Source organism: Bordetella genomosp. 12 (assembly GCF_002261355.1).
GTDB lineage: Bacteria > Pseudomonadota > Gammaproteobacteria > Burkholderiales > Burkholderiaceae_B > Bordetella.
On sequence record NZ_NEVU01000002.1, the window covers coordinates 219,079 to 245,862 of the forward strand.

Here is a 26,784-nt window from a genome sequence, read left to right on the forward strand (position 1 = left end):
GGCGTTTGCATTCCTCAACGCTTGGCTATAATTCGCGGGATTTTTCCCAATTGGAGATCTGCATGGAAAGCATCGAACAGCGCGTCAAGAAGATCGTCGCTGAACAACTTGGCGTGAACGAAGCCGAGATCAAGAACGAGTCCTCCTTCCTTGACGACCTCGGTGCCGATTCGCTCGACATGGTCGAGCTGGTCATGGCCCTCGAAGATGAATTCGAGACCGAGATCCCCGACGAAGAGGCTGAAAAGATCACGACCGTGCAACAAGCGATTGATTACATCAATTCGCACGGCAAGCAGTAATCAGCGCAAGCCTATCTATCCCGCGTCTTCGGACGCAGGAGTCAGGGCGGTTTTGGGTATAGCCATGCGACCCGCGCGGGGAAGCATCCGGCCGGGCAGGCCCGGTGATTCCGCGTGGTTTGTCGGGCCAGCCAAAAACCGCCTTTATTTTGTCTGTTTGAGGAGTCATCCGTGAAGCGACGTGTCGTCATCACCGGCTTGGGCATCGTTTCCCCCGTGGGCAACGATCTGGCCACCGCTTGGGACAATATCGTCAACGGACGTTCTGGCATTGGCCGTATCACGCGATTCGATCCGTCGGCCCTGACCACCCACATCGCGGGCGAGGTCAAAGGCTTTGACGTCACGCAGTATGTCCAGCCCAAAGAAGCGCGCCAGATGGATACCTTTATCCATTACGGCCTGGCCGCCGGTGTGCAGGCCTGGCGCGACTCGGGCCTTGAGGCTACCGAAGAAAACGCCGATCGCATCGGCGTGATTGTGGGCTCGGGCATCGGCGGTCTGCCGCGTATCGAAGAAACGCAGACGGATCTGCTGGCCAAAGGCCCGCGCCGTATCTCGCCGTTCTTTGTGCCGGGTTCGTTGATCAACCTGATTTCCGGCCATCTGTCGATCATGTTCGGCCTCAAGGGGCCGAGCTACGCGGTGGTTTCCGCGTGCACGACCGGTCTGCACAGCATCGGCGACGCCGCTCGCCTGATCGAGTATGGCGATGCCGACGTGATGATTGCCGGCGGCGCCGAGTCGACCGTGTCTCCGTTGGGGATCGGCGGTTTTGCCGCCATGCGCGCGCTGTCCACGCGCAACGACGATCCGACCACGGCCTCGCGTCCTTGGGATCGCGATCGTGACGGCTTCGTGCTGGGCGAAGGCGCCGGCGTGCTGGTGCTCGAAGAGTACGAACATGCCAAAAAGCGCGGCGCGCGCATTTATGGCGAGTTCGTGGGCTACGGCATGAGTTCGGACGCGCATCACATCACCGCGCCCGACAAGGACGGTCCGCGCCGCGGCATCGTCAATGCTTTGCGCAACGGCGCCATCAATGCCGAAGAGGTCGATTACGTCAACGCGCACGGCACCTCCACGCCGCTGGGCGACAAGAACGAAACCGACGCCCTCAAGCTGGCTTTTGGCGACCATGCCCGCAAACTGGTGGTGAACTCGACCAAGTCCATGACCGGTCACCTGCTGGGTGCGGCAGGCGGCATCGAGGCCGTCTTCACGACGCTGGCGCTCTACAACCAGGTGTCGCCGCCCACCATCAATATCTTCAATCAGGATCCCGAGTGCGATCTGGACTATTGCGCCAATGAAGCTCGCCCGATGAAGATCAATGTCGCGTTGTCCAATTCCTTTGGCTTCGGCGGCACCAACGGTTCAATGGCCATTCGCCGGATTTGACGTTGGACCTGGGCCAAGCGTGGCATTTCGAGGTGCCTGCCGGCTTGCCGGCAGGCACTCGTTGGCTGATCGCAGGGCCGGCCTTGCTGGCTGCCCTGGCCGGGGTGGCGCAGCCTTGGCTGCTGCCCGCCTTGCCCTTGACGCTGCGCAGGCCTGCCCGGACGGTACGGGCGCTGCGCGTGCACCCAGACCCCACATGCTGGCAGGCGCTCAGTGCGCAGGATGGCTGGCGGTCCGTTCATTTGCGTAGCGCCGTGCGTCATCGGAGCCATATGGCCCTGATACTGGCCTTGCGCGACGGCGAGTGTGTTACAAACAGCAAGATCAGCTGCACCGTCTGGCCCGAGGCCATGGCGCCGCGGCAATGGCGTCGATTGAACGTCATGACCGGGGCTGGCGGTTGCAAAGTGGCATATCGAAAAGGGGCGTCATGAGCGAACGCGACGTCGACGCCGAACTTGTTGCGCGCGTGCAACGCGGCGACAAGAAAGCATTCGACCTGCTGGTCCTGAAGTACCAGCGCAAGATCCTGCGCCTGCTGGCGCGGATGATCCGCGACCCGGCCGAGATAGAGGACGTGGCGCAAGAGGCATTCATCAAGGCGTATCGGGCGCTGCCGCAGTTTCGGGGCGAGAGTGCCTTCTACACTTGGCTTTATCGTATCGCCATCAATACCGCCCGCAATTGGCTGGCTTCGTCGGGGCGCCGCCCCAGCGCGCCCAACGCAATTGAGACGGAAGATGGTGAAACTTTTAACGAAACCGACAACCTAACCGATATAAGCACGCCGGAAGCAATGTTCGCCAGCCGCGAAATTGCCGCGACGGTCAACGCCGCCATCGAGGAATTGCCCGAGGAGCTGCGCACGGCTATCGTCCTGCGTGAGATTGAAGGTATGAGTTACGAAGACATCGCCCAAAGCATGGACTGCCCCATCGGAACGGTTCGCTCCCGCATATTTCGTGCGCGGGAAGCCATCGCCACCCGGTTGCGCCCCCTGCTTGACACCGATGCCGAGCGTCGCTGGTAAGGAGTGGCAGTCATGCAAACAGCAGCCAAGTCCGTGATCGCCGAAGCCTCATTCGAGGAGTCGGTTTCCGCCTGGATGGACGGAGAGGGATCAGAGGACTTTTTACATCAACTGATGTCCCCGCAAGGTCGCAAGACCTGGGACAGCTACCACCTGATCGGCGATGCGCTGCGCAGCCCCGATCTGGTGACCAACCCGAGCAAGGACTTCCAGTCCCGCCTGTCGCGCGCACTGGATGCGGAGCTGCCCATCGTGGCCGCCCCGCGCCGCCGTTCGCCCCTGCGTTTTGGCTTGTCCGGTCTGGCCGTGGCCGCGGCCGTGGCGACTGTGATCTGGGTGGTTCAACCCTCGGTGTCTTCCGGGCCCGGCGTGTCGGCGCCCGTGCTGGCCGATGCCAGCCGTGATGATCCGGGTCTGCGCGATTATCTCGAGGCCCACCGGCAGATGGCCGGCCCCAGTGCCGTGCGACAGGTCTCCTTCGAGACCGGAGCACGCTGATGGTACGGTGGCAGGACGTGCGCGCCGACAAGCGCGTGGCGCGACGCCAGCGGCAATGGGCCGCCATGGCCGCCGTGGCGCTGTGCAGCATGATGGCCTGGTCCGGCGCGGCGCTTGCGCAGGCGCAGGCGCCCGAGACGGATCCGGTCAAGCTGCTGGCCGACATCCAGCAGGCGGCGCGTTCGCAGGATTACGCCGGCGTCTTCATGTACCAGCAGGGCGACATCATGCAGTCGTCGCGTCTGGTGCATGTCATCGATGGCACGGGCGAGCGCGAACGGCTGGAGATCCTCGATGGGCAGCCGCGTGAGTATCTGCGGCACAACGAAGATGTGCAGTGCCTGATTCCCGAGCATAAAACGGTCTTGCTTGAGCGCCGCCGCGGCGATCGTTTCCCCGGCCTGCTGCTGGGCGATCCCAAGGATCTGGCCGATCACTACGTCGTGCGCGCCGAGTCCAAATTGCATCGGGTTGCCGATCGCCAGTGCCGGCTGATCACGATAGAGCCGCGTGACGCGCTGCGCTATGGCTATCAGCTGTGCGCGGATGTCGATACCAATCTGCTCCTCAAGGCGCAGACCATAGACGGTCGGCGCGGCGTGGTCGAGCAGGTTTCTTTTTCGTCTTTGCGCGTTGGCGGCGACGTCGATGCGCGGCAGTTGAATTCGCGTTGGGATACCCGTGATTGGCGGGTGATGGAAGCCGACATGAAGCCGGTCGATCTGGCCGCTCAGGGGTGGCGTATCCCCGCGCCGGAAGGTTTTGTTGCGGTTATGCAGGTTGCCCGGCACATCGGCAAGGGAACGGTTAGCCAGGTTGTGCTGTCAGATGGTTTGGCGGCAATTTCCGTTTTCATTGAACCTTTTGACGGATCTCGCCACCAACATACGCCAGCTGGGCTTATCCAGCGTGGCGCCATCAACATCTATGGAACCCGCATTGCGGACTATTGGATGACGGTGTTGGGCGAAGTCCCCGCGGCAACGTTGGAGAGTCTGGCTCAAGCTACGGAATACGTGCCCGTATCGTCGTCTAAATAAGAAACCTGATAAAGGTCAGGAGTCTTTCCGGAGCTCTCACATGAAGAAAAACGATTCGTCCACCCTGTATGTCCGCCGCCTCTTTGCCGCCCTGATGATGGGTTCGGCGCTGACGCTGGCGCAGGCCCCGCTGGTTGCTCACGCACAAACGCCGGTTGCCGGAGGGGTATTGCCGGACTTCACGTCCATCGTTGAGAAGGCCGAGCCGGCCGTGGTCAATATCCGCACCACGGCGACCGTGCCGGTGCGTGGCGGCCCTGGTGGCGCCGGCGGCGGCGGTGATCCGTACGAGCTGTTCCGCTGGTTCTTTGGCCCGGACTTCCAGCCTCCCGGCGCTGCGCCCGGCCAACGCCGCCAGCAGCCGCAGCCCCAGGGTGAAGAGCGCACCGTGCCGCGTGGCGTGGGCTCGGGCTTCTTCATCTCCGATGACGGCTACATCATGACGAACAACCACGTCATCAGCGATGCCGCCGACATCATCGTCACGCTGACCGATGGGCGCGAGTTCAAGGCCAAGGTCATCGGCTCCGACGAGCGTACCGACGTGGCCCTCATCAAGATCGACGCCAAGGGCATGACGGCCCTGCCGGTGGGCGACACCAAGAAGCTCAAGAAAGGGCAGTGGGTGCTGGCCATCGGTTCGCCCTTCGGCCTGGATTCCACGGTGACTTCCGGCATCGTCAGCGCCATAGGCCGCGATACCGGCGAGTACCTGCCTTTCATCCAGACCGATGTGGCCGTCAACCCCGGCAACTCGGGCGGCCCGCTGTTGAACATGCAAGGGGAAGTGGTCGGCATCAACTCGCAGATCATTTCGCGTAGCGGTGGCTTCATGGGTATCTCGCTGGCCATCCCCATCGACGAAGCCATGCGCGTGGTCGATCAACTGCGTACGACGGGCAAGGTCACCCGCGGCCGTATCGGTGTGCAGATCGGTGAAGTGGGCAAGGACGTCGCCGAGGCCATTGGCCTGCCGCGTGCCGAAGGCGCCCTGGTCAGCAGCGTCGAGCCTGACGGTCCTGCCGACAAGGCCGGCGTGCAACCCGGTGATGTCATTCTCAAGTTCAACGATCAGGCCATCAAGCGCTGGTCGGATCTGCCGCGTGTCGTGGGCGATACCAAGCCGGAAGCGACGGGCAAGCTGGAAGTCTGGCGCAAGGGCAAGACGGTGACCCTGGATGTCAAGGTTGCCGAACTCAAGGCCGAGCAGACCGCTGCCTCGGGCAAGGGTGGCAAGGACGCCGCGCCTGCGGTCGACAACCATCTGGGCCTGAGCGTGACGGACGTGCCTGCCGATACCCAGAAGAAGCTGCGTATCAAGGGTGGCGTGCTGGTGCGGGCCGCTGAGGGTGCTGCCGCATCGGCAGGCCTGCAAGAGGGCGACATCGTGTTGGCCATCAACGACGTCGATGTGGTCAACGCCGCGCAGTTCGCCAAGGCAGTGGGCAAGCTGGACAAGGGCAAGACCGTCGGCCTGCTGGTTCGCCGTGGCGACCAGAGCCAATGGGTAGCGGTGCAGCCTTCCAGCAAATAAAGGCCAAGACCGGCTAAAATGGCTGGTTGCCGCAAGAGGGGGCGCATGGCGCCCCCTCTCATTTTGGCCGCCCCGCCATGCGGGCCTGCGCCGCCGCATGATGCGGCCCTCGGTCTGTGCTACGTCCCCTTTTATAATCTCATCTATGCAGCATATCCGTAACTTTTCCATCATTGCCCACATCGACCATGGCAAATCGACCTTGGCCGACCGCCTGATTCAGCGTTGCGGCGGCCTGGCAGATCGTGAAATGTCAGCTCAGGTGTTGGACTCGATGGACATCGAGCGTGAGCGCGGCATTACGATCAAGGCTCAGACCGCAGCGCTGCATTACAAGGCGCAGGACGGCAAGACCTACAACCTCAACCTGATCGACACCCCGGGGCATGTGGACTTCTCGTATGAGGTGAGCCGCTCGCTGTCCGCGTGTGAGGGGGCTTTGCTGGTGGTCGACGCTTCGCAGGGTGTCGAGGCGCAGACGGTGGCCAACTGTTATACGGCCATCGAATTGGGCGTCGAGGTGTTGCCGGTCCTGAACAAAATGGACCTGCCGCAAGCCGATCCGGACGGCGCGCGCCAGGAAGTCGAGGATGTGATCGGTATCGATGCGACCGACGCCGTGCTGGCCAGTGCCAAAACCGGCATGGGCATCGATGAAATCCTGGAGATGGTCGTCGCGCGCGTGCCGCCGCCCAAGGGGGATCCGCAGGCGCCGCTGCAGGCGCTCATCATCGACTCCTGGTTCGACAACTATGTCGGCGTCGTGATGCTGGTGCGCATCGTCAACGGTACCTTGCGTCCCAAGGACAAGATCCTGCTGATGGCGTCGGGCGCCACCCATCTGTGCGAGCAAACGGGTGTGTTCACGCCCAAGTCGCAGCCCCGTCCCCACCTCAGCGCAGGAGAGGTCGGTTTCATCATTGCCGGCATCAAGGAACTGGCTCACGCCAAGGTAGGCGATACGATCACGCTGGCTGGCAAGCCCGCGGCCGAACCGCTGCCGGGTTTCAAAGAGGTCAAGCCGCAGGTGTTCGCCGGCCTGTATCCGGTGGAAAGCTCCGAGTATGACCAGCTGCGCGACTCGCTGGAAAAACTCAAACTCAACGACGCCGCGCTGATGTTCGAGCCCGAAGTCTCGCAGGCGCTGGGTTTTGGTTTCCGTTGCGGCTTCCTGGGCTTGCTGCACATGGAGATCGTGCAGGAGCGGCTCGAGCGCGAGTTCGACATGGACATCATCACCACCGCTCCGTCGGTGGTCTATGAGGTCCAGGAGCGCGATGGCTCGGTGCTGACCATCGAAAGCCCGTCGCGCATGCCGGAAGTGGGCAAGATCGCGGATATCCGCGAGCCCATCGTCAAGGTCACTTTGTTCATGCCCCAGGAGTATGTGGGGCCGGTCATGACGCTGTGCAACAACAAGCGCGGCTCGCAGATCAACATGAGCTATCACGGCCGCCAGGTGCATCTCACCTATGAGATCCCGCTCGCCGAGATCGTGCTGGATTTCTTCGACCGCCTCAAATCCGTGTCGCGCGGTTATGCCTCCATGGACTATGAGTTCCTGGAGTATCGCTCGGCGGACGTGGTCAAGGTGGATTTGCTGATCAACGGCGACCGCGTGGATGCGCTGGCCATGATCGTTCACCGCTCCAATGCCCGCTACCGTGCGCGCGAGGTGGTCTCGCGCATGCGCGAACTCATCCCGCGCCAGATGTATGACGTGGCCATTCAGGCCGCCATCGGCGCGGAAGTGATCGCGCGCGAGAACGTCAAGGCATTGCGCAAGAACGTGTTGGCCAAGTGCTATGGCGGCGATATCACCCGCAAGAAGAAACTGCTGGAAAAGCAGAAGGCCGGCAAGAAACGCATGAAGCAGGTCGGGACGGTTGAAATCCCGCAAGAGGCCTTTCTCGCCATTCTGCAAGTCGAAGACAAGTAGCAAACGTATAGGCGGTAGAGACAATGAGTTGGAATTTCGCCCTCATCCTTTTCGTGCTGTTGGTCGTGACCGGCGTCATCTGGGCGCTGGATCTGCTGATCTGGCGCAAGGCGCGCCGCCGTCGCGCGCAGGTCGCGGCCGAGCAGGTTCAGGCCGCCGGCATCAGCGATCCGGTGGAAGCCGAGCGCCAGCGCCAGGAGGCGGTGGACCGCGCCAACAAGATGCCCTGGTGGATCGAGTATGCCGTGAGTTTTTTTCCGGTCATTCTCTTCGTGTTCGTGCTGCGCTCTTTTGTGGTCGAGCCGTTCCGCATCCCCTCGGGTTCGATGCTGCCCACCTTGCAATCGGGCGATCTCATCCTGGTCAACAAGTTTGGCTATGGCATCCGGCTGCCAGTCATCGATAAGAAGATCATTGATCTGGGCTCGCCCCAGCGTGGCGACGTGGTGGTGTTCCGTTACCCTGTCGATCCCGATGTGGATTACATCAAGCGTATCGTCGGCTTGCCGGGTGACGAGGTTGCCTACCTGGACAAGAAACTCTATATCAACGGCGAGTTGGTGCCCCACGTGCGTGATGGTGACTACTTCGAGCCGGACAGGGTGTCTTACGTGGCGCAGTACAAAGAAAAATTAGGCGACGTTGAGCACAAAATCCTGCTGGATGAGAACAAGTTCCAGGATTATGGGCCGATTTGGAAGTTTCCTAACCAGGAAAACTGCCAGTATTTGCGCAATGGAGTACGCTGCAAGGTACCCGAAGGCCAGTACTTCGCCATGGGTGATAACCGTGACAATAGTGCCGATAGCCGTTACTGGGGTTTCGTGCCTGACAGTAATATCGTAGGCAAAGCATTCTTTGTCTGGATGAATTTTGGCGACTTGAGCCGCATAGGCCGTTTTCACTGATAGTCATGTCCCTAGCCACGCTGGAAACCCGCCTCGGTCATCATTTTGGCGACCAGGCCTTGCTTGAGCAGGCGCTCACGCACCGTAGCCACGGTGCGCGCCATAACGAGCGCCTGGAGTTTCTTGGCGACTCCGTGCTGAACTTTGTCGTTGCCGCCATGCTGTTCGAGCGGTACGCCAAGCTCGATGAGGGCGATCTGTCGCGCGTGCGTGCCAATCTCGTCAAGCAGGCCTCCCTGGCCGATATTGCGCAGCGGCTGGATCTGTCGCCCTATCTGCGTCTTGGCGAGGGCGAATTGAAGAGCGGCGGATTTCGCCGGCCGTCCATCCTGGCCGATACGGTGGAGGCGCTCTTTGGCGCGGTGTTTCTGGATGCCGGATTCGCCGCCGCGCGTGCGGTGATCGAGCGGCAGTACGATCCCGTGCTGGCCAGTGTGGATCTGCAAACCCTGGGCAAGGATGCCAAGACGCTGCTGCAGGAGTTTCTCCAAGGCCGCAAGATGGCTTTGCCCGTCTATACGGTTGTGGCCACGCACGGTGCCGCCCACAGCCAGCAGTTCGAGGTGGAGTGCGCCATTCCACCGCTCGAGATCAAAGTGACGGCCGCCGGCGCAAGCCGGCGTGCCGCCGAACAATCGGCTGCCAAGCTGGCCCTGGAGGCCGCGCAGGCGGTCAGTCCGCGCGTGGCACGCAAAGGCGGCCGCGCCCGCAAGACAGCACAACTGTCGCTGCCTGTGGCAGTGGCTCAAGAGGTTAAATGAGTTCTCCCGCTTTCCGTACCGGTTTCGTCGCCATCGTGGGCCGCCCCAATGTGGGCAAGTCCACGCTGACCAATGCCTTGATCGGTTCGAAGATTTCCATCGTCTCGCGTAAGGCGCAGACCACCCGCCATCGTATTCATGGCGTGCTCACGCGCGAGGACGAGCAGTTCGTGTTCGTCGATACGCCAGGGTTTCAGACGCGGCATGGCGGCGCGATGAACCGCATGATGAATCGCGTCGTGACGCAGGCCCTGGCCGACGTCGACGTGGTCGTGCATGTGGTGGAGGCCGGGAAGTGGTCAGACGGCGACGCCAAACTGCTGCCGCTGCTGCCCAAGGCGGAGCGCACCATTCTGGCCATCAGCAAGATTGATGCCCTGAAGAATCGCGACGACCTGTTCCCCTTTGTGGCCAAGATCATGGCCCAGCATCCTTACGGGGCCGTGGTGCCGGTCAGCGCTACCAAGAATCAGCAGCTCGATCAGTTGCTCGCCGAAATCGCGCAGCGCCTGCCGGAAGGCGAGGCCATGTTCGAGGAGGATACGCTGACGGACCGCTCCATGCGTTTCATCGCCGCTGAACTCGTGCGCGAGAAGATCTTCCGCCTGGTCGGCGATGAGTTGCCCTATGGCTGCACGGTGGTCATCGAGCAATGGGAAGAAAGCGAGGCCCATGCGCGCATTGCCGCCTGTGTCGTGGTCGAACGCGACAGCCATCGGCCGATTCTTCTTGGCTCGGGCGGCCAGCACATGAAGCGCATCGCCACCGAAGCGCGCCAGGATATTGCCAAGCTGCTGGATAAGCCGGTGCATCTGGAGGTGTATATCAAGGTGCGCAAGGGTTGGTCGGATCGCGAAGGCGCGTTGCGCGATCTGGGTTATGAGTAAGCGCGCTCAGCGCATTCACGATAATCGTGCCTATATGCTCCACGCCACGGCGTGGCGCGAAACCTCACTCATCGTTCAGGCTTTTTCGCGTGATCACGGCTGTGTGGCCCTGGTCGCCAAGGGCGCAAAACGGCCTTATTCCGTGTTGCGTCCGGTGCTGTCGGCTTTTCAGCCGCTGCTGATGTCCTGGACGGGCGGAGGCGAGGTCAAAACGCTGACGCGTGCCGAGGTGGCTGGGGTGCACCCGCTGGGCGGCGCTTCGTTGATGTCGGCCTGGTATTTGAATGAGCTGTTGCTACGGCTCTTGCCGCGTGAAGACGCGCATCCGCTGTTGTTCGATGCCTATGAGACCGCGTTGCAGCAACTGGCAGGCGGCACGCGGGCGGCGGGCGCATTGCGGCGTTTCGAGTGGATTTTGCTGCGCGAGACCGGCTACGGCGTCGATGAGCGGGAGCCGGATTTCAATGATCCTCGTATCGAACCGGAGTTGCGCCGCGAGTTGCGCGAGCGGCTGGAAACCCATCTGGTGGGCCGTCCGCTTGCGACCCGGCGCGTACTGATGGAATTGCAGCGTCTCTGACGACCGTTGGGCCGGCCTAGGCGGGGAAGGCCTCCATCACGGCTTGCGGCGTGACCACCTCGATGCGATTGCGCCCGGCTGTTTTCCCGCGATAGAGCGCCGCGTCGGCTTCATCCAAGGCGGCATCCAGCGCGAGGGCGTCATGAAAAGGGCGGGACACCGCCACGGTCGCCGTGCAACGGATCGGCGTGCCCCGCTCGTCGGGAAGGGGAGCCGCAGGGGGATCGCCGCATGCGCGATGGCCGCGCGGACGGCTTCGGCCAGCGCCAGCACGTCTGCCTCTTCTGAGCCCAGACGGACGATCACGAACTCTTCGCCCCCCATTCGGCATATCAGATCCGTTTGCCGGCAGGTGGCGGTGAGTACGCGGCCGATGTGGCTCAACACGCGGTCGCCGGCCAGATGGCCATGGTGGTCGTTGATGCGCTTGAAGTGATCGATATCGATCATCAGGATCTGCCCGGGAGGGGCAGCACGAGACGCGAAATGGTGCTCCAGGCGCGAGGCCAAGCCGCGGCGATTCAGGAGTTCGGTCAGGGGATCCTGTGTCGCGAGCCTGTGCAGTTCATCGGTCAGGCGGCGCAGCACCAGCCATACGGTCGCGGGCGGCAGCACCGTGCCCAGAAACGACATGTAGAGATAGAACACCATCTGGAAGCGGCTGCCCATATCCAGCAGGCCCCCGCTGATGATCATCACCAGTTTGATGGCGTTGAGCACGCAGATGCCACCGATCAGGCCGGTGAAGATAGCCATTTCCACGGGCATGTCCCGGGCATAGGTTTTCATGCCGCGCAGCGCGCCTAGCGACATGCCCAGGAAAAGCAGGGCGCAAGCGCCTGCCAGCAGCGCATGGCGCGCCTGCGTTCCCCACCATGTCTGCACGATCCATTGGGCTGCGGTATAGAGCAGGGCCAGGGTCAGCAAGGGCCGGTAGACCGCGGTTGGCCGATTGAAAAATTGCATGGCGCCCAGCAAGTAGGCCACGGGTGCACAGAGGGTCAGCGTATGGTTGAGGAAGCTGAGAGCCGTCCAGTCGCGCGAGGCGCCCAGTAATTGCAGCACATAGGCACAGCCCAGCATGAGGTTGCCGAAAGCGAAAACCTCCAAGCCCATTTTTCTGCCGTGCAATCGTGTGCTGATCAGCTTGAACATCAAGCAGAAGCAGAACAGATGCAGGCAAAGCATGCCGAGAATGACGGAGGCAACCAAGGGCGGGCTCTCAGGGAAGGGGCAGGCCCTGCAGACGGGCCTGAGCTCGGCGAGCAAGAAGGGGGCGGGGCATTTTATCCCCGCGCGGAAAAGGGCGAGGCCAGGCAGCGGCCGGATGGCGCGCAAGCAAAAAAAACCCGCCCAAGCGGGCGGGTTGGCAAGCCCGTCCGCAAGGCGGGCGGGCGCGTCCATCTCAGTCGCGGTTGCCGCCGAAAATACCCAGCAGCATCAGCAGGTTGGAGAATACGTTGTAGACATCCAGGTAAATGGCCAGGGTGGCGGAGATATAGTTGGTTTCGCCGCCGTTGACCACGCGCTGCAAGTCGACCAGCATGAAGGCCGAGAAGATGACGATGGCCAGCACGGAGATCGTCAGCATCAGGGCGGGCAGTTGCAGGAAGATATTGGCCAGCGCGGCCAGAATGATGACCACCGCGCCCGTGAACAGCCATTTCTGCATGCTGGACAGGTCGCGCTTGATGGTGGTGGCCAGCGTCGCCATGGTGCCAAAAACAATGGCCGTGCCGCCAAAGGCGGTCATGACGAGTTGCGAGCCGTTGCTCATGCCCAGCACGAAGCCGAGCAGGCGTGACAGCATGATGCCCATGAAGAAGGTGAAGGCCAGCAGCAGCACCACCCCCAGCGAGCTGTTTTTGTTTTTCTCGATGGCGAACATCAGGCCGAAGGCACCGATCAGGAAGACGATGGCCGACATGCCCGGGCTGGCGCCCATGACGCGATTGATGCCGGTGTACAGGCCGACGGCCGCGCCCAGCACGGTGGGAATCAGGGACAGGGCGAGCAGCCAGTAGGTGTTGCGCAACACCTGGTTGCGGACGACTTCGCCCGGCGCGCCGGCGATGGGGCCGGAGCGATTGAAGGGGGACGGACGGTATTCGTTCATGTGGACTCCTGTTTGGCGTAGTTCGCCTGACAATACTTAGAGAGAAAGCATACCTGACAGTTCCCTGAAAAATCCAGTTGGGGAAAGCGCAGGGTCAGCCTGGGCGCAGGCGTTGCAGCGCACGCGCCACGATATCGGGCAGTTCGGCTTGCAGGCGGCTACGCATGTCGGCGGCCGCCTGCGCCGCAGCCTGTTCGATGGCGTGCTCGAGCTCGGCCTGCAGCAAGGCGCGCAGTACCGGATCGGCGGCCAGGTCAGGGACACGGTCTGCCGAGCTGTCGTGAGGCTCCGGGAGCCGGTCGGTCAGGGTGGGAATGCCGGGATCTGAAAAGGGGGCAGACATGATGAGGCAGGGCCGGGTTCAAGCCGCGCGGCTCAGGTCGTGGCTTTGCGGTTGATGCCCGGCGGCAAGGTAATCGCGCCAGCGCGCCCGCGCGGCGGCTTTGTCTTCGGCGCGGTCGGAAACGATCTCCAGGACGCGAGCAAAACCCTCGTAGTGCGGGGGGCAAGCATCGTCCAGGTTGAGTAGCCAGGCGTCGGGGGCAAGCGCCAGGGCCTGCCCGGGGTCGGCAGCGGTGAGCACGATGGGGGTGTCGGCCGCCAGGGCGTCTTGCGCCAGTACGTGCGGCACGAAGGCGGTCTCGTCAAAGGCCCACAGCATCCGGTCGAAGGCGGTGAGGCGATTGCCGTCAGAGCAATAAACAATCAGCCGCTGGCCTGCCAGATAGCGCTTGCGTGCTGTCTGGCAGGCCGCCCGCAGGCGGTCCGGGGCGCCAACGGCGAAATCGATCCGGGTCGTCATGCGGGCAGCGGGTCCGTCAGTCGTTCGTGTTGAGCAGGTATTGCATCAGCAGGGGGACGGGGCGGCCGGTGGCGCCCTTGTCCTTGCCGCCGCGCCAGGCCGTGCCCGCGATATCCAGATGGGCCCAGGGATAGGCCTTGGCGAAGCGCGACAGGAAGCAAGCCGCCGTGACCGCGCCGGCCTGCGGGCCGCCGATATTGGCGATATCGGCGAAATTGGACTTGAGCTGATCCTGGTAGGCATCGTCCAGCGGCATGCGCCACACAGTGTCCTGAGCCTGGCGGCCGGCGGCCAGCAGGGCGTCGGCCAGGGCGTCGTCCTTGGAGAACAGGCCGCTGTTGACGCTGCCCAGGGCCACCACGCAGGCGCCGGTCAGGGTGGCGATATCGATCACGGCCGAAGGCTTGAAACGCTCGGCATAGGTCAGGGCATCGCACAGAACCAGCCGGCCCTCGGCGTCGGTATTAAGGATCTCGATGGTCTGGCCCGACATGCTGGTGACGACGTCGCCCGGCTTGTTGGCCTTGCCACTGGGCAGGTTTTCGCAGGCGGCCACCAGGCCAATGACCTCCATGGCCGGGGCCAGCTCGCCCAGGGCCCTGAAGGTGCCCAGCACGCTGGCGGCGCCGCACATGTCGTACTTCATCTCGTCCATGGTGGCGGCGGGCTTGAGCGAGATGCCGCCGGCATCGAAGGTGATGCCCTTGCCGACCAAAACCACGGGGCCGGCGGCCTTGGCCTTTCTGGCCGCGGCCGGCTTGCCGTTATAGCGCAGCACGATGAAGCGCAGCGGCTCGTCGGAGCCGCGTGCCACGGACAGGAAGGAACCCATGCCCAGGGCCTCGATCTGCTTGCGATCCAGCACGTCGACCTTGATCAGGGTTTTGAAGTCGCGCGCCAGCTTGCGCGCGGTGTCGCCCAGATAGGAGGGCGTGCAGATGTTGCCCGGCAGATTGCCCAGGGTGCGGGCCAACTCCATGCCATGGGCAATGGCCTGGCCCTCGCGCAGGCCCAGTTGGGCCTGCGCCGTATCGGCGCGCTCGACGATCTGGGTGATCTTCTTGAGTTTGGGGCGGGCGTCACGATCGGGTTTGCCGAACGTGGCGTCGTAGTGGTAGGAGGCCTGGCCTGCGGCGATGGCGGCCGCCCGGGCGCGGTCACGCACCCCGGTGTTGTCCAGCGGCAGCGAAACCAGGGTCGACACCCCTTCGCTCAGTTGGGCGCCCACGCAATAAGCCGCGAAGGCCTGTTCGGCGCCGCTGTGGGCGCGGGCGTTGTATTCTTCCTGTTTGCCAAGACCGACCAGGATCACGCGCTGGGCGGAGACACCGGCCAGATTGCGCAGCACCAGGGTGCTGCCGGCGCGGCCGCGGAACTCGGTTTTGGTGACGGCGCGGATAGCGCCATTGCTCGCCCGATCGATCATCTCGGCGGCGGGGCTGAGTACGCCGTCGGCGTAGACGCCCACGGCCAGGGCCGCCGTCTTGATCTGGTGCAGGGAAGCTGTGGTCTGTGTGCTAAATTCCATGAAGATTTCCCGAGTGCGTCGCACGTTGCGGACGATTATCCCGCATATTCTCACATGTCTCTATTCAAACGGTCTGTCGTCAGCGAGATTACAAGTCACGCCGGCGTGGTGTTTTCCACTCTTGTAGTGGTATGGCTGAGCGTCCTGTTGGTGCGCTTGCTGGGCGAGGCCGCGGGCGGGTCCATCGGCGCCGACGTCGTGCTCGGCCTGGCGGCGTTTTCCACCATTACGGCCTTGCCCACGATTCTCGCGGTGTCGCTGTTCATCGCGGTGCTGACCACGGTCACCCGCAACTATCGCGAATCCGAAATGGTGGTGTGGTTCGCCAGCGGCTTGTCGTTGGCCGATTGGCTGCGTCCGGTGCTGCGCGTCGCCGTGCCGGTGGCGGCCGTGGTGGCGGGCCTGACGCTGGTGGCTTCGCCGTGGGCTTATCGCCAGATCGGCGAGTACCGCGAGCGCTTCGAGCAGCGCTCCGATCTGTCCAAGGTGGCGGCGGGCCAGTTCGCCGAATCAGGCCGCGGCGACCGGGTTTTCTTTGCCGAGGATCCGGTCAATCCGCGCGATGAGCTCGGTGCGGTGTTTGCCCGCGCCATCGACCCGGAGTGGTTCAGCGTGCTGACCGCCAAGAGCGCGCGCGGCGAGACCCTGGACAATGGCGATCGCTTTCTGGTGCTGTCGGGCGGGCATCGCTATGACCTCAAGCCTGGCACGCCCGAGGTGCGGCTCACCAATTTCGAGGAGTACGGCATCCGCCTGGAGAGCAAGGCCGGGGACGACCCGATCGCCGAGGCGCGCGCGGCGGCGGAGCGGTCGAGCAAGGCACGCTCCACGACGCAATTGATGCAGGACAACACGGACAGCTCCTGGTCGCAGATCATGTGGCGGGTGTCCATGCCGCTTGCGGCCTTGAACCTGGCCTTGTTGGCGATTCCGCTCGGCGCGGTCAACCCGCGTCTGGGGCGCTCGGGCGATCTGTTGATCGCTGGCCTGGTCGGGCTGCTGTATATGAATCTCATCAATCTGTCGCGCGCCTGGATCAGCAGCGGCAAGCTACCCTTCGGTATCGGGGTCTGGGTGATTCATGCCTGTGTGCTGGCTTTCACCATTTTCCTGCTCTATAAGCGTTTGCGCGTGAAGGCGCCCAAACCGCCCAAGGCCCTCAAGGCCGCTTGAGATCAGGCCCGGTCCGTGGCCAGTTGGCCGGCCCGGCCGGCGAACAGCGCCTGATTGCGTTCGGCCGCCTCACGCATGAAGTCCCACAACAGGCTCACGCGCTTGAGGCGGTAGAGATCTTCATGGCAATACATCCAGAAGCTGCGCGTAATGGCGACCTCGGCGCTGAGCACGGGCGTGAGCCTGGGATCTTGCGCGGCGATGAAACAGGGCAGGATGGCCAGCGACTGGCCCTGCAGGGCCGCATGGTATTGGGCCACCACACTGGTGCTGCGCAACACCACCCGGCTGTTGGGCAACAGATCTTCCAGATAGCGCAGCCGTTCGCTAAAGAGTAGTTCGTCGACATAACCGATGAAGCTGTGGCCGGCGAGGTCGGCGCGCGTGCGGATGGCCGGATGACGCGCCAGATACTGCGGCGTGCCGTACAGCATGAGGGTGTAATCGCACAGGCGGCTGCACACATAGGGGCCGCGTTGCGGGCGTTCGATGGTGATGGCCAGATCCGCTTCGCGCTTGGATAGGCTGACAAAGCGCGGCACCGGCAGGATGTCCAACGTGATGTGGGGGTAGCGGCGCTGGAAGTCCGCCGCCAGCGGCGTGACCACATAACTGCCGAAGCCTTCGGTGGCGCCGATGCGGATATGGCCCGATAGCGCCTGGCCGATGCCGGACAGGCTTTCGCGCGCGGAGTGCACGGTGCTTTCCAGTTGCTCGGCATAGACGAAGAGGCGCTGCCCATCCTCGGTCAGGATAAAACCGGCGCTGCGGGATTTTTCGAACAGCAGGCTGCCCAGCTCGGCCTCCAGCGCGCGGACGCGCCGCGCGACCGTGGTGTGTTCGACCCCCAGAATGCGCGCTGCCGCGCTGACGCGCTGGCTGCGCGCCACCTCCAGAAAGTAACGCAGGCTGTCCCAGTCGAGCATGGCGGTATGTCTCCCGGAGTCGGGATTTTTCGTTGTGTATTTATGCACAAGACATGTGCATTATTGGCGTTGCTTGTGGATTTTCACACATCTACACTAGCTTGAGCCACCGCCTTTAAGGACGGCAGGCCTAAAAAAAATCCACAGGAGACAAAGTCATGAAAATGCGCGCGCGCGGAATTGCCGCAGGTCTGTGCCTGGGCGCCTTGCTGGTGGGGCAGGCCATGGCGGCTGACAAGCCGCCCGTCAAAATCGGTGTGTTGACGGATATGTCGGGGACTTATGCCGCCATGGGGGGGGCGGGATCGGTGGCCGCGGCGCAACTGGCCATCGATGATTGTCTGGCCGCCGAGTGCAAGGGCATGAAGATCGAACTGGTCTCCGCCGACAACCAGAACAAGGCGGATGTGGGCGCGGCGCGGGCGCGCGAGTGGTTCGACCGTGACGGCGTGACCGCGATCACCGACCTGACCAACTCCGCCGTGGCGCTGGCGGTGCAGGGCATCGCGCGCGAGAAGAATAAGGTCGTGATGTTTTCAGGGCCGGCCACCACCGCCCTGACCAATAAAGAGTGTTCGCCGGTGGGTTTCCACTGGATGTTCGACACTTACTCTCAGTCGGCCGGTGGCGCCAAGGCCACTGTGAAGGCCGGCGGCAAGTCCTGGTATTTCGTGACGGTGGACTACGCCTTTGGCCATTCGCTGGAAGCCGATACGGCCAAGGCCGTCAAAGCGCTGGGCGGCACGGTGGCGGGCAGCGTGCGCCACCCGCTCAATGCGCCGGACTTCGCTTCCTATCTGCTGCAGGCGCAAAGCTCCAAGGCGCAGGTGGTGGCGCTGGCCAACGGCGGCCAGGATACGGTCAACGCGGTCAAGCAAGCGCGCGAGTTCGGCATCGTCGATGGCGGCCAGCGGCTGGTGTCGCTGCTGATATTCCTGTCCGACCTGCGCGCCCTGGGGCTGGAGAACGCCCAGGGCCTGTCGTATGTCGACGGCTTTTATTGGGATTATGACGACGCCTCGCGTCAGTGGTCGGCGCGTTTCGAGAAAGCCTTCCGGGGCCTGAAACCCACGATGACGCAAGCTGGGGTGTATTCCAGCGTCCTGCACTATCTGCGCGCCGTGGCTGCCTCCGGCAGCACGGATGGCAAGGTGGTGGCCGACAAGATGCGCGAGCTGCCCATCAAGGATCCCATCATGCGCAACGCCTCCATTCGTCCCGACGGACGGGTGATCCACGACATGTATCTGTACGAGGTCAAAAAGCCCGCGGACTCCAAGGGCGGCTGGGATTACTCCAAGCTGGTGGCGACCATTCCCGCCGCCGAGGCCTTCCAGCCGCTGGCCGATTCCAGCTGCCCGCTGGTCAAGCAATGATCGCAATGCATTCAACACGCGCGGCCTGAGGGCCGCCTATCCAAGCAGTCTGAGGAGCAAGCAATGAGCGAAGTCCCCCGCGTGCCGCTATTGATCGGCGGCAAACTGGTGCAGTCCAAGAGCACGCAATGGCGTGATGTCATCAATCCGGCCACTCAGGAAGTCGTGGCCCAAGTGCCTTTTGCCACGCGCGAGGAACTGGACCTGGCCGTCGCCAATGCCAAGGAGGCCTTTCAGACCTGGCGTAACGCTGGCCAGGGCCAGCGCATGCGTGTCATGCTGAAGTTCCAGCAACTGCTGCGAGACAACACCGGCAAGCTTGCCGAGATGATTACCCGCGAGCATGGCAAAACCCTGCCTGACGCCGAAGGGGAGGTCGGGCGCGGGCTGGAGGTCGTCGAGCACGCCTGCTCGATCGCCAGCCTGCAGTTGGGCGAGTATGCCGAGAATGCAGCCTCGGGCATCGACGTCTACACCCTCATCCAGCCTCTGGGCGTATGCGCCGGTATCACCGCATTCAATTTTCCGGTGATGCTGCCTTGCTTCATGTTCCCGATTGCCGTGTCTTGCGGCAATACGTTTGTGCTCAAGCCGTCGGAGCAGGACCCGACGGCATCGCTGTATCTGGCGCAGCTGGCGCTGGAAGCAGGCCTGCCGCCGGGCGTGCTCAACGTCGTGCATGGCGGTCCGGATATCGCCAACGGGCTGTGCGAGCATCCCGACATCAAGGCGGTGTCGTTCATCGGCTCCACGCGGGTGGGCACGGAGATCTATGACCGCGCCTCCAAGGCCGGCAAGCGTTGTCAGTCCATGATGGGCGCGAAGAATCACTGCGTGGTGCTGCCCGATGCCGATCCCGAAGTGGCGTTGAATCAACTCGTGGGCGCGGCGTTTGGCGCGGCGGGCCAGCGTTGCATGGCCACCTCGGTGGCGGTGTTGGTGGGCGAGGCGCGCAACTGGTTGCCGGACTTCGTCGAGCGCTCGAAAAAGCTTAAGGTCAATGCCGGCACCGATCGCAAGGCCGATGTGGGTCCGCTGGTGTCGATCAATGCACGCAAGCGCGTCGAAAGCCTGATTCAAAAAGGGGTGGATGAGGGCGCCAAGCTCTTGCTGGATGGGCGTGGCGTGAAGGTCGAGGGCTATGGCGAAGGCAATTTCGTCGGGCCGACGATTTTCGACGGCGTCACCGAAGAAATGACCATCTATCAGGATGAGATTTTCGGCCCCGTGTTGTGCGTGGTCGGCGTGGAGACGCTGGAAGAGGCGGTCGCCTTTGTCAATCGCAACCCGAATGGCAATGGCGTGGCTCTGTTCACCCAGGACGGCGGCGCGGCGCGTTACTTCCAGAACAATATCGATGTCGGCCAGGTCGGCATCAATATCCCGATTCCGGTGCCGGTCGCATGGTTCAGCTTCACGGGCTCACGCGGTTCCAAACTGGGCGATCTGGGACCCAACGGCAAGCAGGCCGTGCAGTTCTGGACCCAGACCAAAACGATTACCGCGCGCTGGTCGGCGCACGGCCGGTCGGTCAACACCACCATCACCATGCGTTGATTGGGGCGCTTCCAACCCTGTCCGTCACGGCATGCTGCCGCGGCGGGCAGGGTTGCCGCGGCCTGGCGGCCCTGCGTGCAGTGCACAAGCTTATTCAAATAAGTAATATAAGATAGTTCTTATATTACTTATAATAAGCTGCACGAATAGGGGCCACTATGAACCTCCAGCAATTCCGCTTTGTGCGCGAAACCATCCGCCGGGACTTCAACCTCACTGAAGCCGCGCGCATGCTCTATACCTCCCAGCCTGGCGTATCCAAGGCCATCATCGAGTTCGAAGACGAGCTGGGCATCAAGATTTTCGAGCGTCATGGCAAACGCATCAAAGGCCTGACCAAGCCCGGCCTGGCCGTGTCGCAAGTCATCGACCGCATCATGCGCGAGGTCGACAACCTGAAAAAGGTCAGCGACGAATTCGCCCGGCGGGATGAAGGCGGGCTCGTCATCGCTTGTACGCACACGCAGGCGCGCTATCTCCTGCCGCGCGTCATTCCGGCCTTTCGCAAACAGTTTCCCAAGGTGCATCTCTCGCTGGCCGAAGGCAGCCCGGCGCAATTGGCCGAAATGGTGCTGCATGAGCAGGCCGATCTGGCCCTGGCCACGGAGTCGCTGGCCTTGACGCCGGGGCTGGCGACCTTGCCGGTCTACACCTGGGAGCACACCGTGGTGGTCCGGCCCGACCATCCCTTGGCCGAGTTGAAGTCTTCCGAAGCCAAACGGCTGAGCCTGGCGCAGTTGGCCGAGTACCCCATCGTCACCTACGACCGCGCGTTCACGGGCCGCAGCACCATCGATGAGGTTTTTGCCAATCAGGCCATCCATCCCGACATCGTGCTCGAGGCCATCGATGCCGATGTCATCAAGACCTATGTCGATGTGGGCCTGGGTATCGGCATCATCGCCGGCGTGGCCTACGATCCGCGCCGCGACGGCAATCTGGTGGGCCTGCCGGTGGGGCATCTGTTTGGCACCCATACGACCCGTGTGGGCGTGAAATCGGGCGTCTTCCTGCGCGACTATGTCTACACCTTCCTCGAGATGCTGGCGCCGTCCTTGACGCGTCAGGTTGTCACGGAGGCCGTCCAAGGCCTGCCCCGCTGAGCGGGCGCATCCGGCAAAACCGCCCTTGGGGCGGTTTTTTTTTGGGCGCGGCCGGGGCCGAGGGCGGGGGGTACTCAAGGAAGCTATGCCCGCAGCGAAACCGATAAAAAGAATTGAATAAGAATGACTCTCATTTGATTTGACTAAACAATAGGAATCATTATCATTACCAAACACGCAACAACAGATGAGGTGAATCATGGTGGCAGGCTTGAGCGCGGTGGTGGTCGGTGCAGACCGGCTGGGCAATATCCCGGACCTCCTGAAGGGACACAATATTTCGATCACGCACCACATCAGTGGGCGCGATCCCTCGCACCAGAAAAAGACCTTGCAGCTGCCCTCAGGCACGCAACTGGTCATTCTGCTGACTGATTTTCTGGGCCATAACGTCATGAAAACCTTCCGCAACGCCGCGCAGCGCGGGGGCATCAAGGTCGTCGCTTGTCGGCGCTCCGTCTGCAGCATGCAGCAGGCCTTGCAGCAATGCGGCCTGTGCACGCAGAGCTGCGAAAAGAAAATGACCCGCCACTGAGTTTTTATGCCCCACCATTTTTCACCGCGGCCTGCGGCTGGCAGCGACCCGAGATCGCGCCAACAGTCTTGAGCTGAAGTGGCGGCTTTGCCGCCCGGTTTTACAGCGCCCCTAGCGGGCGCTTTTTTTGTGGGTCAGATCCGCTGGCCCAACAAAAAACGCCGGCAGGGCCGGCGTTTTTGCGTAAAGCGGCGTGATCAATCGTTGGAAGCGCGTGCCGAGGCCAGCAGGCTGCCATCGAGGCGGCGGGCACCGTTAAAGCGCTTGGACCAATAGGCCAGCGTCATGTCTTCGACGCGGACCACGCCGCCGGCGCTGGGCGAATGGACAAAGCGGTTTTCGCCCATATAAATGCCCACGTGCGAGTAGCGGCGCCCCAGCGTATTGAAAAACACGAGGTCGCCAGGCCGCAATTCCTTGCGGTCGATGACCGTTGCCTGGCGGGCGATGTCGGCGGCATTGCGGGGAACTTTCAAGCCCAGCGAACGCTCAACGGAATAGGCGACCAGACCACTGCAATCGAAACCGGTCGCCGGGGAGCTGCCGCCGAAGCGATAGCGCACGCCAAGCTGATTGAGGGCCTCAGCCACCAGCGCGCTGTCGCTGGCAAAGGGCGCCTGCACCTGACGCTGCCGCTCGCGTTTGAGCTTGTGGGTGACCAGCAGGCCGATCGGGTCATCCGAGGTGGCCACCCATTCGGTTTCGTACGGGTCGATCTCGGAGTCGTAGGCGGAGGTTTGAGTCCCCTTGGTCGCGCAGCCGGCCATCACCGCCACGCAGAGTGCCGGCGCGAACAAGCGCAGGCCCCGGCGAAGGAGGCGGGAGGAGGCTTCAGGTAGCGCGAGGAAGGAGTGTCGATGCATGCTCGCCGAGACCGATCCGGCGCCCAACAACGGGGGGCGGAACAGAATTAGAAAAAATTTATCGGGAGATTCTACCAAACCTATTATTACATCCGGGTGTAAGCATAGGCGAAAAAGGGTCTTTTCTGCCCGGATGCTCTTGGGGGAATCCCCAGGAGAGGCGGCAAGCCTGGTGCAAGCTTGACCACCGAGAATAAGGTAAGGCAAGTTACCAAAGAGCTACCGAACCATAACAGGAGACAAGGAATGGATAAAACCCGGGATTTCCACTATCGCTCCCTGCATGAGCGCGATGCCTTCTGGCGTGAGCAGGCCCAGCGGATTCACTGGGAAACCCCCTTCGACGAGGTTCTGGATTTCAGCCGTCCGCCGTTTGCCCGATGGTTCGTCGGCGGGCGCACCAATCTTTGCTACAACGCGGTCGACCGCTGGCTGCCGCAGCAAGCCGACGCGCCTGCCTTGATCTGGGTGTCGACCGAAGTGGATCAGGAGCGCACTTACAGCCGGCGCGATCTGTATGACGAAGTCAATGCGGTGGCCGCCATGTTGCGTGAGCAAGGGGTCGGGCGCGGCGACCGGGTGCTGCTTTACATGCCCATGGTGCCGGAGGCGGTGTTCACCATGCTGGCCTGTGCCCGTCTGGGTGCCATCCATTCGGTGGTGTTCGGTGGATTTGCCTCGGTCAATCTGGCGCAGCGTATCGACGATGCCCAGCCGAAGGTGGTGGTCTGCACCGATGGCGGTTCGCGCGGCGGCAAAGTCATGGCCTACAAGCCCTTGCTCGACAAGGCCTTGTCGCTGGCGCAACACCCGCCCGGGGCGGTGATCGTGCTTGATCGCGGGTTGGCGCCTTGCGAGCGTCAAGCCGGGCGCGATCTGGATTACGCGCAACTGCGCGCTCGCCACGAGGGCGCCCAGGTCCCCGTGACCTGGCTGGAGTCCTCCGAGCCCAGCTACATTCTCTATACCTCGGGTACCACCGGACGCCCCAAAGGCGTGCAGCGTGACACCGGCGGTTATGCCGTGGCGCTGGCTTCCTCGATGGAGTATTTGTTCGACGGGCGGCCGGGGGACACTTTTTTCTGCACCAGCGACATCGGCTGGGTGGTGGGCCACTCTTATATCGTCTATGGCCCATTGATCGGCGGGCAGGCGTCCATTCTCTACGAGGGCACGCCGGTGCGACCGGACGGCGCCATCCTCTGGCGTCTGGTGGAGCGGTTTGGCGTCAACACCCTGTTTTCGGCACCCACCGCGGTGCGGGTGCTCAAGCGCCAGGACCCCGCGCTGCTCACGCGCCATGATCTGTCTTCGCTGCGGGCCTTGTATCTGGCAGGCGAACCCCTGGACGAACCCACGGCGCAATGGATCGCGCAGGGGCTGGGCAAACCGGTGATCGACAACTACTGGCAAACCGAGTCCGGCTGGCCGATTCTGTCCGCCCAGCCCGGCGTCGAACGGGTTCCCACGCGCTTTGGCAGCCCGTCGTTTCCGGTCTACGGGTTCGATGTGCGTGTGGTGAGCGAATCCACCGGCGAGGATCTGGGTCCCAACGAGAAGGGGGTGGTCGCCATCGTGCCGCCGCTGCCGCCCGGCGCCTTGTCGACGGTGTGGGGCGATGACGACCGTTTTGTGCAGACGTATTTTTCGTCCATCCCGGGCAGACAACTGTATTCGACGTTCGATTGGGGGTTGCGCGACGAGGAGGGCTATTGGTTCATCTTGGGGCGAACCGACGACGTCATCAATGTGGCCGGACATCGTCTCGGCACCCGCGAGATCGAGGAGTCGGTCAATAGTCACGCCGGGGTGGCCGAGTGCGCCGTCGTGGGGGTGGCCGATAGCCTCAAAGGCCAGGTCGCTCTGGCGTTCGTGGTGCTCAAGCGACCCGAGGACGGCGAGGCGCAGGCCGCGGCGCGGAGCCTGGAAGGGGATATCATGCGCGTGGTGGAAGATCAGTTGGGCGCCGTCGCCCGGCCCGCTCGCATCCGTTTTGTCGGCGCGCTGCCCAAAACACGCTCGGGCAAAGTGCTGCGGCGCGCGATCGTGGCGATTTGTGAAGGCCGTGATCCCGGCGATCTCACCACCATAGAAGACCCCTCATCACTCGAACAGATCAAGGAATCGCTGCAATGAAATCCAAACCGGTGCTGGCTGCGGAAGACGTCAAGAAGATCCTCGCTGCGGCCGAGGCGCATGCGCTGGCTCATCAATGGGCCGTGTCCATTGCTGTCGTCGACGACGGGGGGCATCTGCTGGGCATGTTGCGCGGCGACGGTGCTGCGCCCATCTCCGCGCACATCGCGCCGGCCAAGGCCCGCACCGCGGCGCTGGGACGGCGTGAGTCGCGTGTCTACGAAGAGATCATCAACAACGGTCGCTATTCCTTCCTGTCCGCACCGGAAATCGAAGGCATGCTGGAAGGCGGCGTGCCGGTGGTAGCCGAGGGTGAGGTGGTGGGCGCCGTCGGGGTCTCGGGCGTGAAGTCCAGCGAGGACGCCGAGATTGCCCGCGCCGGCATTGCCGCGCTGGGTCTGTGAGTCTGTCCGCAGCAGACGGCGCCGCGCAAGCGCGGCGCTTGCTGAACCCCGGCGTGCGCCGGCGCGAAGTCTGGGCCTGGGCCATGTACGACTTCGCCAACTCCGGCTACACCACGGTCATCCTGACCACGGTTTTCAGCACGTATTTCGTTGCCGTCGTGGGCCAGCGTGCCCATTGGGCAACCCTGGCCTGGACGGCGGCGCTGTCGCTGTCCTATCTGGCCATCATGCTGACCATGCCGACCTTGGGCGCGCGTGCCGACGCGCAGGCCGGTAAGCGGCGGCTGCTTTACACCAGCACGGTGGGCTGTGTGCTGGCCACCCTGGTGCTCACCCGCGTGGGGCCGGGCGATGTCTGGCTGGCGCTGGCGGCCGTCGCGGTGTCGAATTACTGTTATTGCATCGGCGAGTCGGTCGTGGCGGCCTTTCTGCCCGAGCTGGCGCGGCCGCAGGCGCTGGGGCGGGTTTCCGGCTGGGGCTGGAGTTTCGGTTATTGCGGCGGCATGTTGACGCTGGGCTTATGCCTGGCGGTGGTGACGCACGGTGAGGCGATCGGGCAAAGTGCGCAACAGTACGTGCCCTGGGTGATCCTGGTGACCTGCGTGGTCTTCGCCCTGGCCGCCTTGCCGTCGTTTTTCCTGCTGCGCGAGCGGGCCCGGCCGCACGCCATGACGCTCGCGGCACCTGACATGTTGCGGCGGCTGGCGCGGGCCTGGCGCGAGACGGGCGAGCACTTTCCGGAGTTTCGCCGGCTGCTGATCTGCGGCGCCTGCTATCAGGCCGGCATCGCGGTGGTGATCACCCTGGCGGCCATCTATGCCGAACAGGTGATGGGTTTTTCCATGCCTCAGATCATGCTGCTGGTCTTTACGGTCAATATCGCGGCGGCGGTCGGTGCCTTCAGTTTTGGCTATGTCCAGGATCGCATCGGGCACAAGCGGGCGCTGGGTCTGACGCTGGTGGGCTGGATCATCATGGTGCTGGTGGCCTATGCCGCCACGACGGTGCCGGTCTTCTGGGTGGCGGCCACGCTCGCTGGCCTGTGCATGGGTACCAGCCAGAGCGCCGGGCGCGCCATGACGGGCGCGCTGGCGCCTGCCGGACGCCTGGCCGAGTTCTTCGCGCTGTGGACCTTCGCCGTGCAGCTGGCTGCGGTGATCGGTCCCCTGACTTATGGGATAGTCACCTGGCTGACGGCGGGCAATCACCGCCTGGCGATTCTGGTGACGGGCCTGTTCTTCGTCGGCGGCCTGCTCTTGCTGGCCCGCGTGGACCTGGAACGCGGCATTGCCCGCAGCCAGTCGGCCTGAGGCGGGCTGCTATTCTTATGTTCTGGCCACCATGCACAGCGCCGCGCGATCCGGGTTATCCGCCTTTCGTAAGGT

25 protein-coding genes and 1 pseudogene are annotated in these 26,784 nt (G+C 63.1%); 19 read left to right on the forward strand and 7 right to left on the reverse strand.

The window, feature by feature from the left end; translation table 11 throughout:
- Positions 1-62: 62 nt before the first annotated feature.
- The 11 genes from acpP to recO all read left to right on the forward strand — a co-directional run bounded on the left by acpP (position 63) and on the right by recO (position 10,880).
- Positions 63-302: an acyl carrier protein gene (acpP, locus tag CAL22_RS06425; RefSeq protein WP_003813816.1), complete on the forward strand. Its 240-nt coding sequence runs from the start codon at positions 63-65 to the stop codon at positions 300-302.
- Positions 303-473: 171 nt separating this feature from the next.
- Complete coding sequence (gene fabF / locus CAL22_RS06430; RefSeq protein WP_094811521.1) at positions 474-1,703, forward strand: beta-ketoacyl-ACP synthase II; 1,230 nt, start codon at positions 474-476, stop codon at positions 1,701-1,703.
- Between the two features lie 430 nt (positions 1,704-2,133).
- Positions 2,134-2,733 carry an RNA polymerase sigma factor RpoE gene (gene rpoE / locus CAL22_RS06440; RefSeq protein ID WP_094811525.1) on the forward strand — a complete coding sequence of 200 codons (600 nt, stop codon included), beginning with the start codon at positions 2,134-2,136 and terminating at the stop codon, positions 2,731-2,733.
- A gap of 12 nt (positions 2,734-2,745) precedes the next feature.
- A complete protein-coding gene (locus tag CAL22_RS06445) occupies positions 2,746-3,231 on the forward strand; it encodes a sigma-E factor negative regulatory protein (RefSeq protein WP_094811527.1) in 486 nt (161 codons plus the stop codon).
- Positions 3,231-4,271 (forward strand): MucB/RseB C-terminal domain-containing protein, encoded by a 1,041-nt coding sequence (locus tag CAL22_RS06450; RefSeq protein WP_094811529.1) that lies wholly within the window; start codon positions 3,231-3,233, stop codon positions 4,269-4,271. Before CAL22_RS06445 ends, CAL22_RS06450 begins: the two co-directional genes overlap by 1 nt.
- Before the next feature lie 40 nt (positions 4,272-4,311).
- The gene (locus CAL22_RS06455; RefSeq protein WP_094811531.1) at positions 4,312-5,805 is read left to right on the forward strand and encodes a DegQ family serine endoprotease; all 1,494 of its coding nucleotides are present in this window, start codon (positions 4,312-4,314) and stop codon (positions 5,803-5,805) included.
- 145 nt (positions 5,806-5,950) lie between these two features.
- Positions 5,951-7,744, forward strand: coding sequence for a translation elongation factor 4 (gene lepA, locus CAL22_RS06460; RefSeq protein WP_094811533.1), 1,794 nt, complete (start codon positions 5,951-5,953; stop codon positions 7,742-7,744).
- 23 nt (positions 7,745-7,767) lie between these two features.
- The gene (gene lepB, locus CAL22_RS06465; RefSeq protein ID WP_094811535.1) at positions 7,768-8,652 is read left to right on the forward strand and encodes a signal peptidase I; all 885 of its coding nucleotides are present in this window, start codon (positions 7,768-7,770) and stop codon (positions 8,650-8,652) included.
- A 5-nt stretch (positions 8,653-8,657) separates the two neighbouring features.
- Entirely contained in the window at positions 8,658-9,413 is a 756-nt protein-coding gene (gene rnc, locus CAL22_RS06470; RefSeq protein WP_167383570.1) for a ribonuclease III, read from the forward strand.
- Entirely contained in the window at positions 9,410-10,300 is an 891-nt protein-coding gene (era, locus tag CAL22_RS06475; RefSeq protein WP_094811539.1) for a GTPase Era, read from the forward strand. The genes rnc and era overlap by 4 nt, the downstream gene beginning before the upstream one ends.
- Entirely contained in the window at positions 10,293-10,880 is a 588-nt protein-coding gene (gene recO / locus CAL22_RS06480) for a DNA repair protein RecO (protein ID WP_094811541.1), read from the forward strand. The genes era and recO overlap by 8 nt, the downstream gene beginning before the upstream one ends.
- A 16-nt stretch (positions 10,881-10,896) precedes the next feature.
- Here the strand turns inward: recO and CAL22_RS06485 are convergent.
- From CAL22_RS06485 to CAL22_RS06505, 5 genes and pseudogenes are all read right to left on the reverse strand, one after another.
- A pseudogene (locus CAL22_RS06485) lies at positions 10,897-12,092 on the reverse strand (GGDEF domain-containing protein).
- Between the two features lie 193 nt (positions 12,093-12,285).
- Positions 12,286-12,996, reverse strand: a complete 711-nt coding sequence (locus CAL22_RS06490; RefSeq protein WP_094811543.1) for a Bax inhibitor-1/YccA family protein — start codon at positions 12,994-12,996, stop codon at positions 12,286-12,288.
- Between the two features lie 94 nt (positions 12,997-13,090).
- Entirely contained in the window at positions 13,091-13,339 is a 249-nt protein-coding gene (locus CAL22_RS06495) for a hypothetical protein (RefSeq protein ID WP_094811544.1), read from the reverse strand.
- Positions 13,340-13,357: 18 nt separating this feature from the next.
- Positions 13,358-13,798: a DNA polymerase III subunit chi gene (locus tag CAL22_RS06500; protein WP_094811546.1), complete on the reverse strand. Its 441-nt coding sequence runs from the start codon at positions 13,796-13,798 to the stop codon at positions 13,358-13,360.
- Positions 13,799-13,814: 16 nt separating this feature from the next.
- The gene (locus CAL22_RS06505) at positions 13,815-15,326 is read right to left on the reverse strand and encodes a leucyl aminopeptidase (protein ID WP_094811548.1); all 1,512 of its coding nucleotides are present in this window, start codon (positions 15,324-15,326) and stop codon (positions 13,815-13,817) included.
- 54 nt (positions 15,327-15,380) lie between these two features.
- On the opposite strand from CAL22_RS06505, the gene lptF reads away from it, so the two are divergent.
- On the forward strand, positions 15,381-16,499 hold the full coding sequence (gene lptF, locus CAL22_RS06510; RefSeq protein ID WP_094811550.1) for an LPS export ABC transporter permease LptF: 1,119 nt from the start codon (positions 15,381-15,383) through the stop codon (positions 16,497-16,499).
- A 2-nt stretch (positions 16,500-16,501) separates the two neighbouring features.
- Here lptF and CAL22_RS06515 read toward each other — a convergent pair whose 3' ends face one another.
- Positions 16,502-17,425 carry a LysR family transcriptional regulator gene (locus CAL22_RS06515; RefSeq protein ID WP_094811552.1) on the reverse strand — a complete coding sequence of 308 codons (924 nt, stop codon included), beginning with the start codon at positions 17,423-17,425 and terminating at the stop codon, positions 16,502-16,504.
- A 158-nt stretch (positions 17,426-17,583) separates the two neighbouring features.
- Between CAL22_RS06515 and CAL22_RS06520 the strand changes: the two genes are divergently transcribed.
- The 4 genes from CAL22_RS06520 (at position 17,584) to CAL22_RS06535 (ending at position 21,996) form a co-directional block, all read left to right on the forward strand.
- Positions 17,584-18,801, forward strand: a complete 1,218-nt coding sequence (locus tag CAL22_RS06520; protein WP_094811554.1) for an ABC transporter substrate-binding protein — start codon at positions 17,584-17,586, stop codon at positions 18,799-18,801.
- Positions 18,802-18,864: 63 nt separating this feature from the next.
- Positions 18,865-20,358 carry a CoA-acylating methylmalonate-semialdehyde dehydrogenase gene (locus CAL22_RS06525; RefSeq protein ID WP_094811556.1) on the forward strand — a complete coding sequence of 498 codons (1,494 nt, stop codon included), beginning with the start codon at positions 18,865-18,867 and terminating at the stop codon, positions 20,356-20,358.
- Positions 20,359-20,516: 158 nt separating this feature from the next.
- Positions 20,517-21,461 carry a CysB family HTH-type transcriptional regulator gene (locus CAL22_RS06530; RefSeq protein ID WP_094811558.1) on the forward strand — a complete coding sequence of 315 codons (945 nt, stop codon included), beginning with the start codon at positions 20,517-20,519 and terminating at the stop codon, positions 21,459-21,461.
- A gap of 199 nt (positions 21,462-21,660) precedes the next feature.
- A complete protein-coding gene (locus tag CAL22_RS06535; RefSeq protein ID WP_094811560.1) occupies positions 21,661-21,996 on the forward strand; it encodes a DUF2325 domain-containing protein in 336 nt (111 codons plus the stop codon).
- 197 nt (positions 21,997-22,193) lie between these two features.
- Here the strand turns inward: CAL22_RS06535 and CAL22_RS06540 are convergent, their stop codons facing one another.
- Entirely contained in the window at positions 22,194-22,859 is a 666-nt protein-coding gene (locus CAL22_RS06540) for a C40 family peptidase (RefSeq protein ID WP_094811562.1), read from the reverse strand.
- Between the two features lie 180 nt (positions 22,860-23,039).
- Between CAL22_RS06540 and CAL22_RS06545 the strand changes: the two genes are divergently transcribed.
- The 3 genes from CAL22_RS06545 (at position 23,040) to CAL22_RS06555 (ending at position 26,709) form a co-directional block, all read left to right on the forward strand.
- Positions 23,040-24,995 (forward strand): propionate--CoA ligase, encoded by a 1,956-nt coding sequence (locus CAL22_RS06545; protein ID WP_094811564.1) that lies wholly within the window; start codon positions 23,040-23,042, stop codon positions 24,993-24,995.
- Complete coding sequence (locus CAL22_RS06550) at positions 24,992-25,399, forward strand: heme-binding protein (RefSeq protein WP_094811566.1); 408 nt, start codon at positions 24,992-24,994, stop codon at positions 25,397-25,399. The genes CAL22_RS06545 and CAL22_RS06550 overlap by 4 nt, the downstream gene beginning before the upstream one ends.
- A gap of 83 nt (positions 25,400-25,482) precedes the next feature.
- Positions 25,483-26,709 carry an MFS transporter gene (locus CAL22_RS06555; RefSeq protein ID WP_094813465.1) on the forward strand — a complete coding sequence of 409 codons (1,227 nt, stop codon included), beginning with the start codon at positions 25,483-25,485 and terminating at the stop codon, positions 26,707-26,709.
- The last annotated feature ends 75 nt before the right edge of the window (positions 26,710-26,784 follow it).

Coding starts and splice junctions, on each gene's coding strand:
- acpP (WP_003813816.1), top strand. CDS start 63: ATGGAAAGCATCGAACAGCGCGTCAAGAAGATCGTCGCTGAACAACTT.
- rpoE (WP_094811525.1), top strand. CDS start 2,134: ATGAGCGAACGCGACGTCGACGCCGAACTTGTTGCGCGCGTGCAACGC.
- CAL22_RS06445 (WP_094811527.1), top strand. CDS start 2,746: ATGCAAACAGCAGCCAAGTCCGTGATCGCCGAAGCCTCATTCGAGGAG.
- CAL22_RS06450 (WP_094811529.1), top strand. CDS start 3,231: ATGGTACGGTGGCAGGACGTGCGCGCCGACAAGCGCGTGGCGCGACGC.
- CAL22_RS06455 (WP_094811531.1), top strand. CDS start 4,312: ATGAAGAAAAACGATTCGTCCACCCTGTATGTCCGCCGCCTCTTTGCC.
- lepA (WP_094811533.1), top strand. CDS start 5,951: ATGCAGCATATCCGTAACTTTTCCATCATTGCCCACATCGACCATGGC.
- lepB (WP_094811535.1), top strand. CDS start 7,768: ATGAGTTGGAATTTCGCCCTCATCCTTTTCGTGCTGTTGGTCGTGACC.
- rnc (WP_167383570.1), top strand. CDS start 8,658: ATGTCCCTAGCCACGCTGGAAACCCGCCTCGGTCATCATTTTGGCGAC.
- era (WP_094811539.1), top strand. CDS start 9,410: ATGAGTTCTCCCGCTTTCCGTACCGGTTTCGTCGCCATCGTGGGCCGC.
- recO (WP_094811541.1), top strand. CDS start 10,293: ATGAGTAAGCGCGCTCAGCGCATTCACGATAATCGTGCCTATATGCTC.
- CAL22_RS06490 (WP_094811543.1), bottom strand. CDS start 12,996: ATGAACGAATACCGTCCGTCCCCCTTCAATCGCTCCGGCCCCATCGCC.
- CAL22_RS06495 (WP_094811544.1), bottom strand. CDS start 13,339: ATGTCTGCCCCCTTTTCAGATCCCGGCATTCCCACCCTGACCGACCGG.
- CAL22_RS06500 (WP_094811546.1), bottom strand. CDS start 13,798: ATGACGACCCGGATCGATTTCGCCGTTGGCGCCCCGGACCGCCTGCGG.
- CAL22_RS06505 (WP_094811548.1), bottom strand. CDS start 15,326: ATGGAATTTAGCACACAGACCACAGCTTCCCTGCACCAGATCAAGACG.
- lptF (WP_094811550.1), top strand. CDS start 15,381: ATGTCTCTATTCAAACGGTCTGTCGTCAGCGAGATTACAAGTCACGCC.
- CAL22_RS06515 (WP_094811552.1), bottom strand. CDS start 17,425: ATGCTCGACTGGGACAGCCTGCGTTACTTTCTGGAGGTGGCGCGCAGC.
- CAL22_RS06520 (WP_094811554.1), top strand. CDS start 17,584: ATGAAAATGCGCGCGCGCGGAATTGCCGCAGGTCTGTGCCTGGGCGCC.
- CAL22_RS06525 (WP_094811556.1), top strand. CDS start 18,865: ATGAGCGAAGTCCCCCGCGTGCCGCTATTGATCGGCGGCAAACTGGTG.
- CAL22_RS06530 (WP_094811558.1), top strand. CDS start 20,517: ATGAACCTCCAGCAATTCCGCTTTGTGCGCGAAACCATCCGCCGGGAC.
- CAL22_RS06535 (WP_094811560.1), top strand. CDS start 21,661: ATGGTGGCAGGCTTGAGCGCGGTGGTGGTCGGTGCAGACCGGCTGGGC.
- CAL22_RS06540 (WP_094811562.1), bottom strand. CDS start 22,859: ATGCATCGACACTCCTTCCTCGCGCTACCTGAAGCCTCCTCCCGCCTC.
- CAL22_RS06550 (WP_094811566.1), top strand. CDS start 24,992: ATGAAATCCAAACCGGTGCTGGCTGCGGAAGACGTCAAGAAGATCCTC.
- CAL22_RS06555 (WP_094813465.1), top strand. CDS start 25,483: ATGTACGACTTCGCCAACTCCGGCTACACCACGGTCATCCTGACCACG.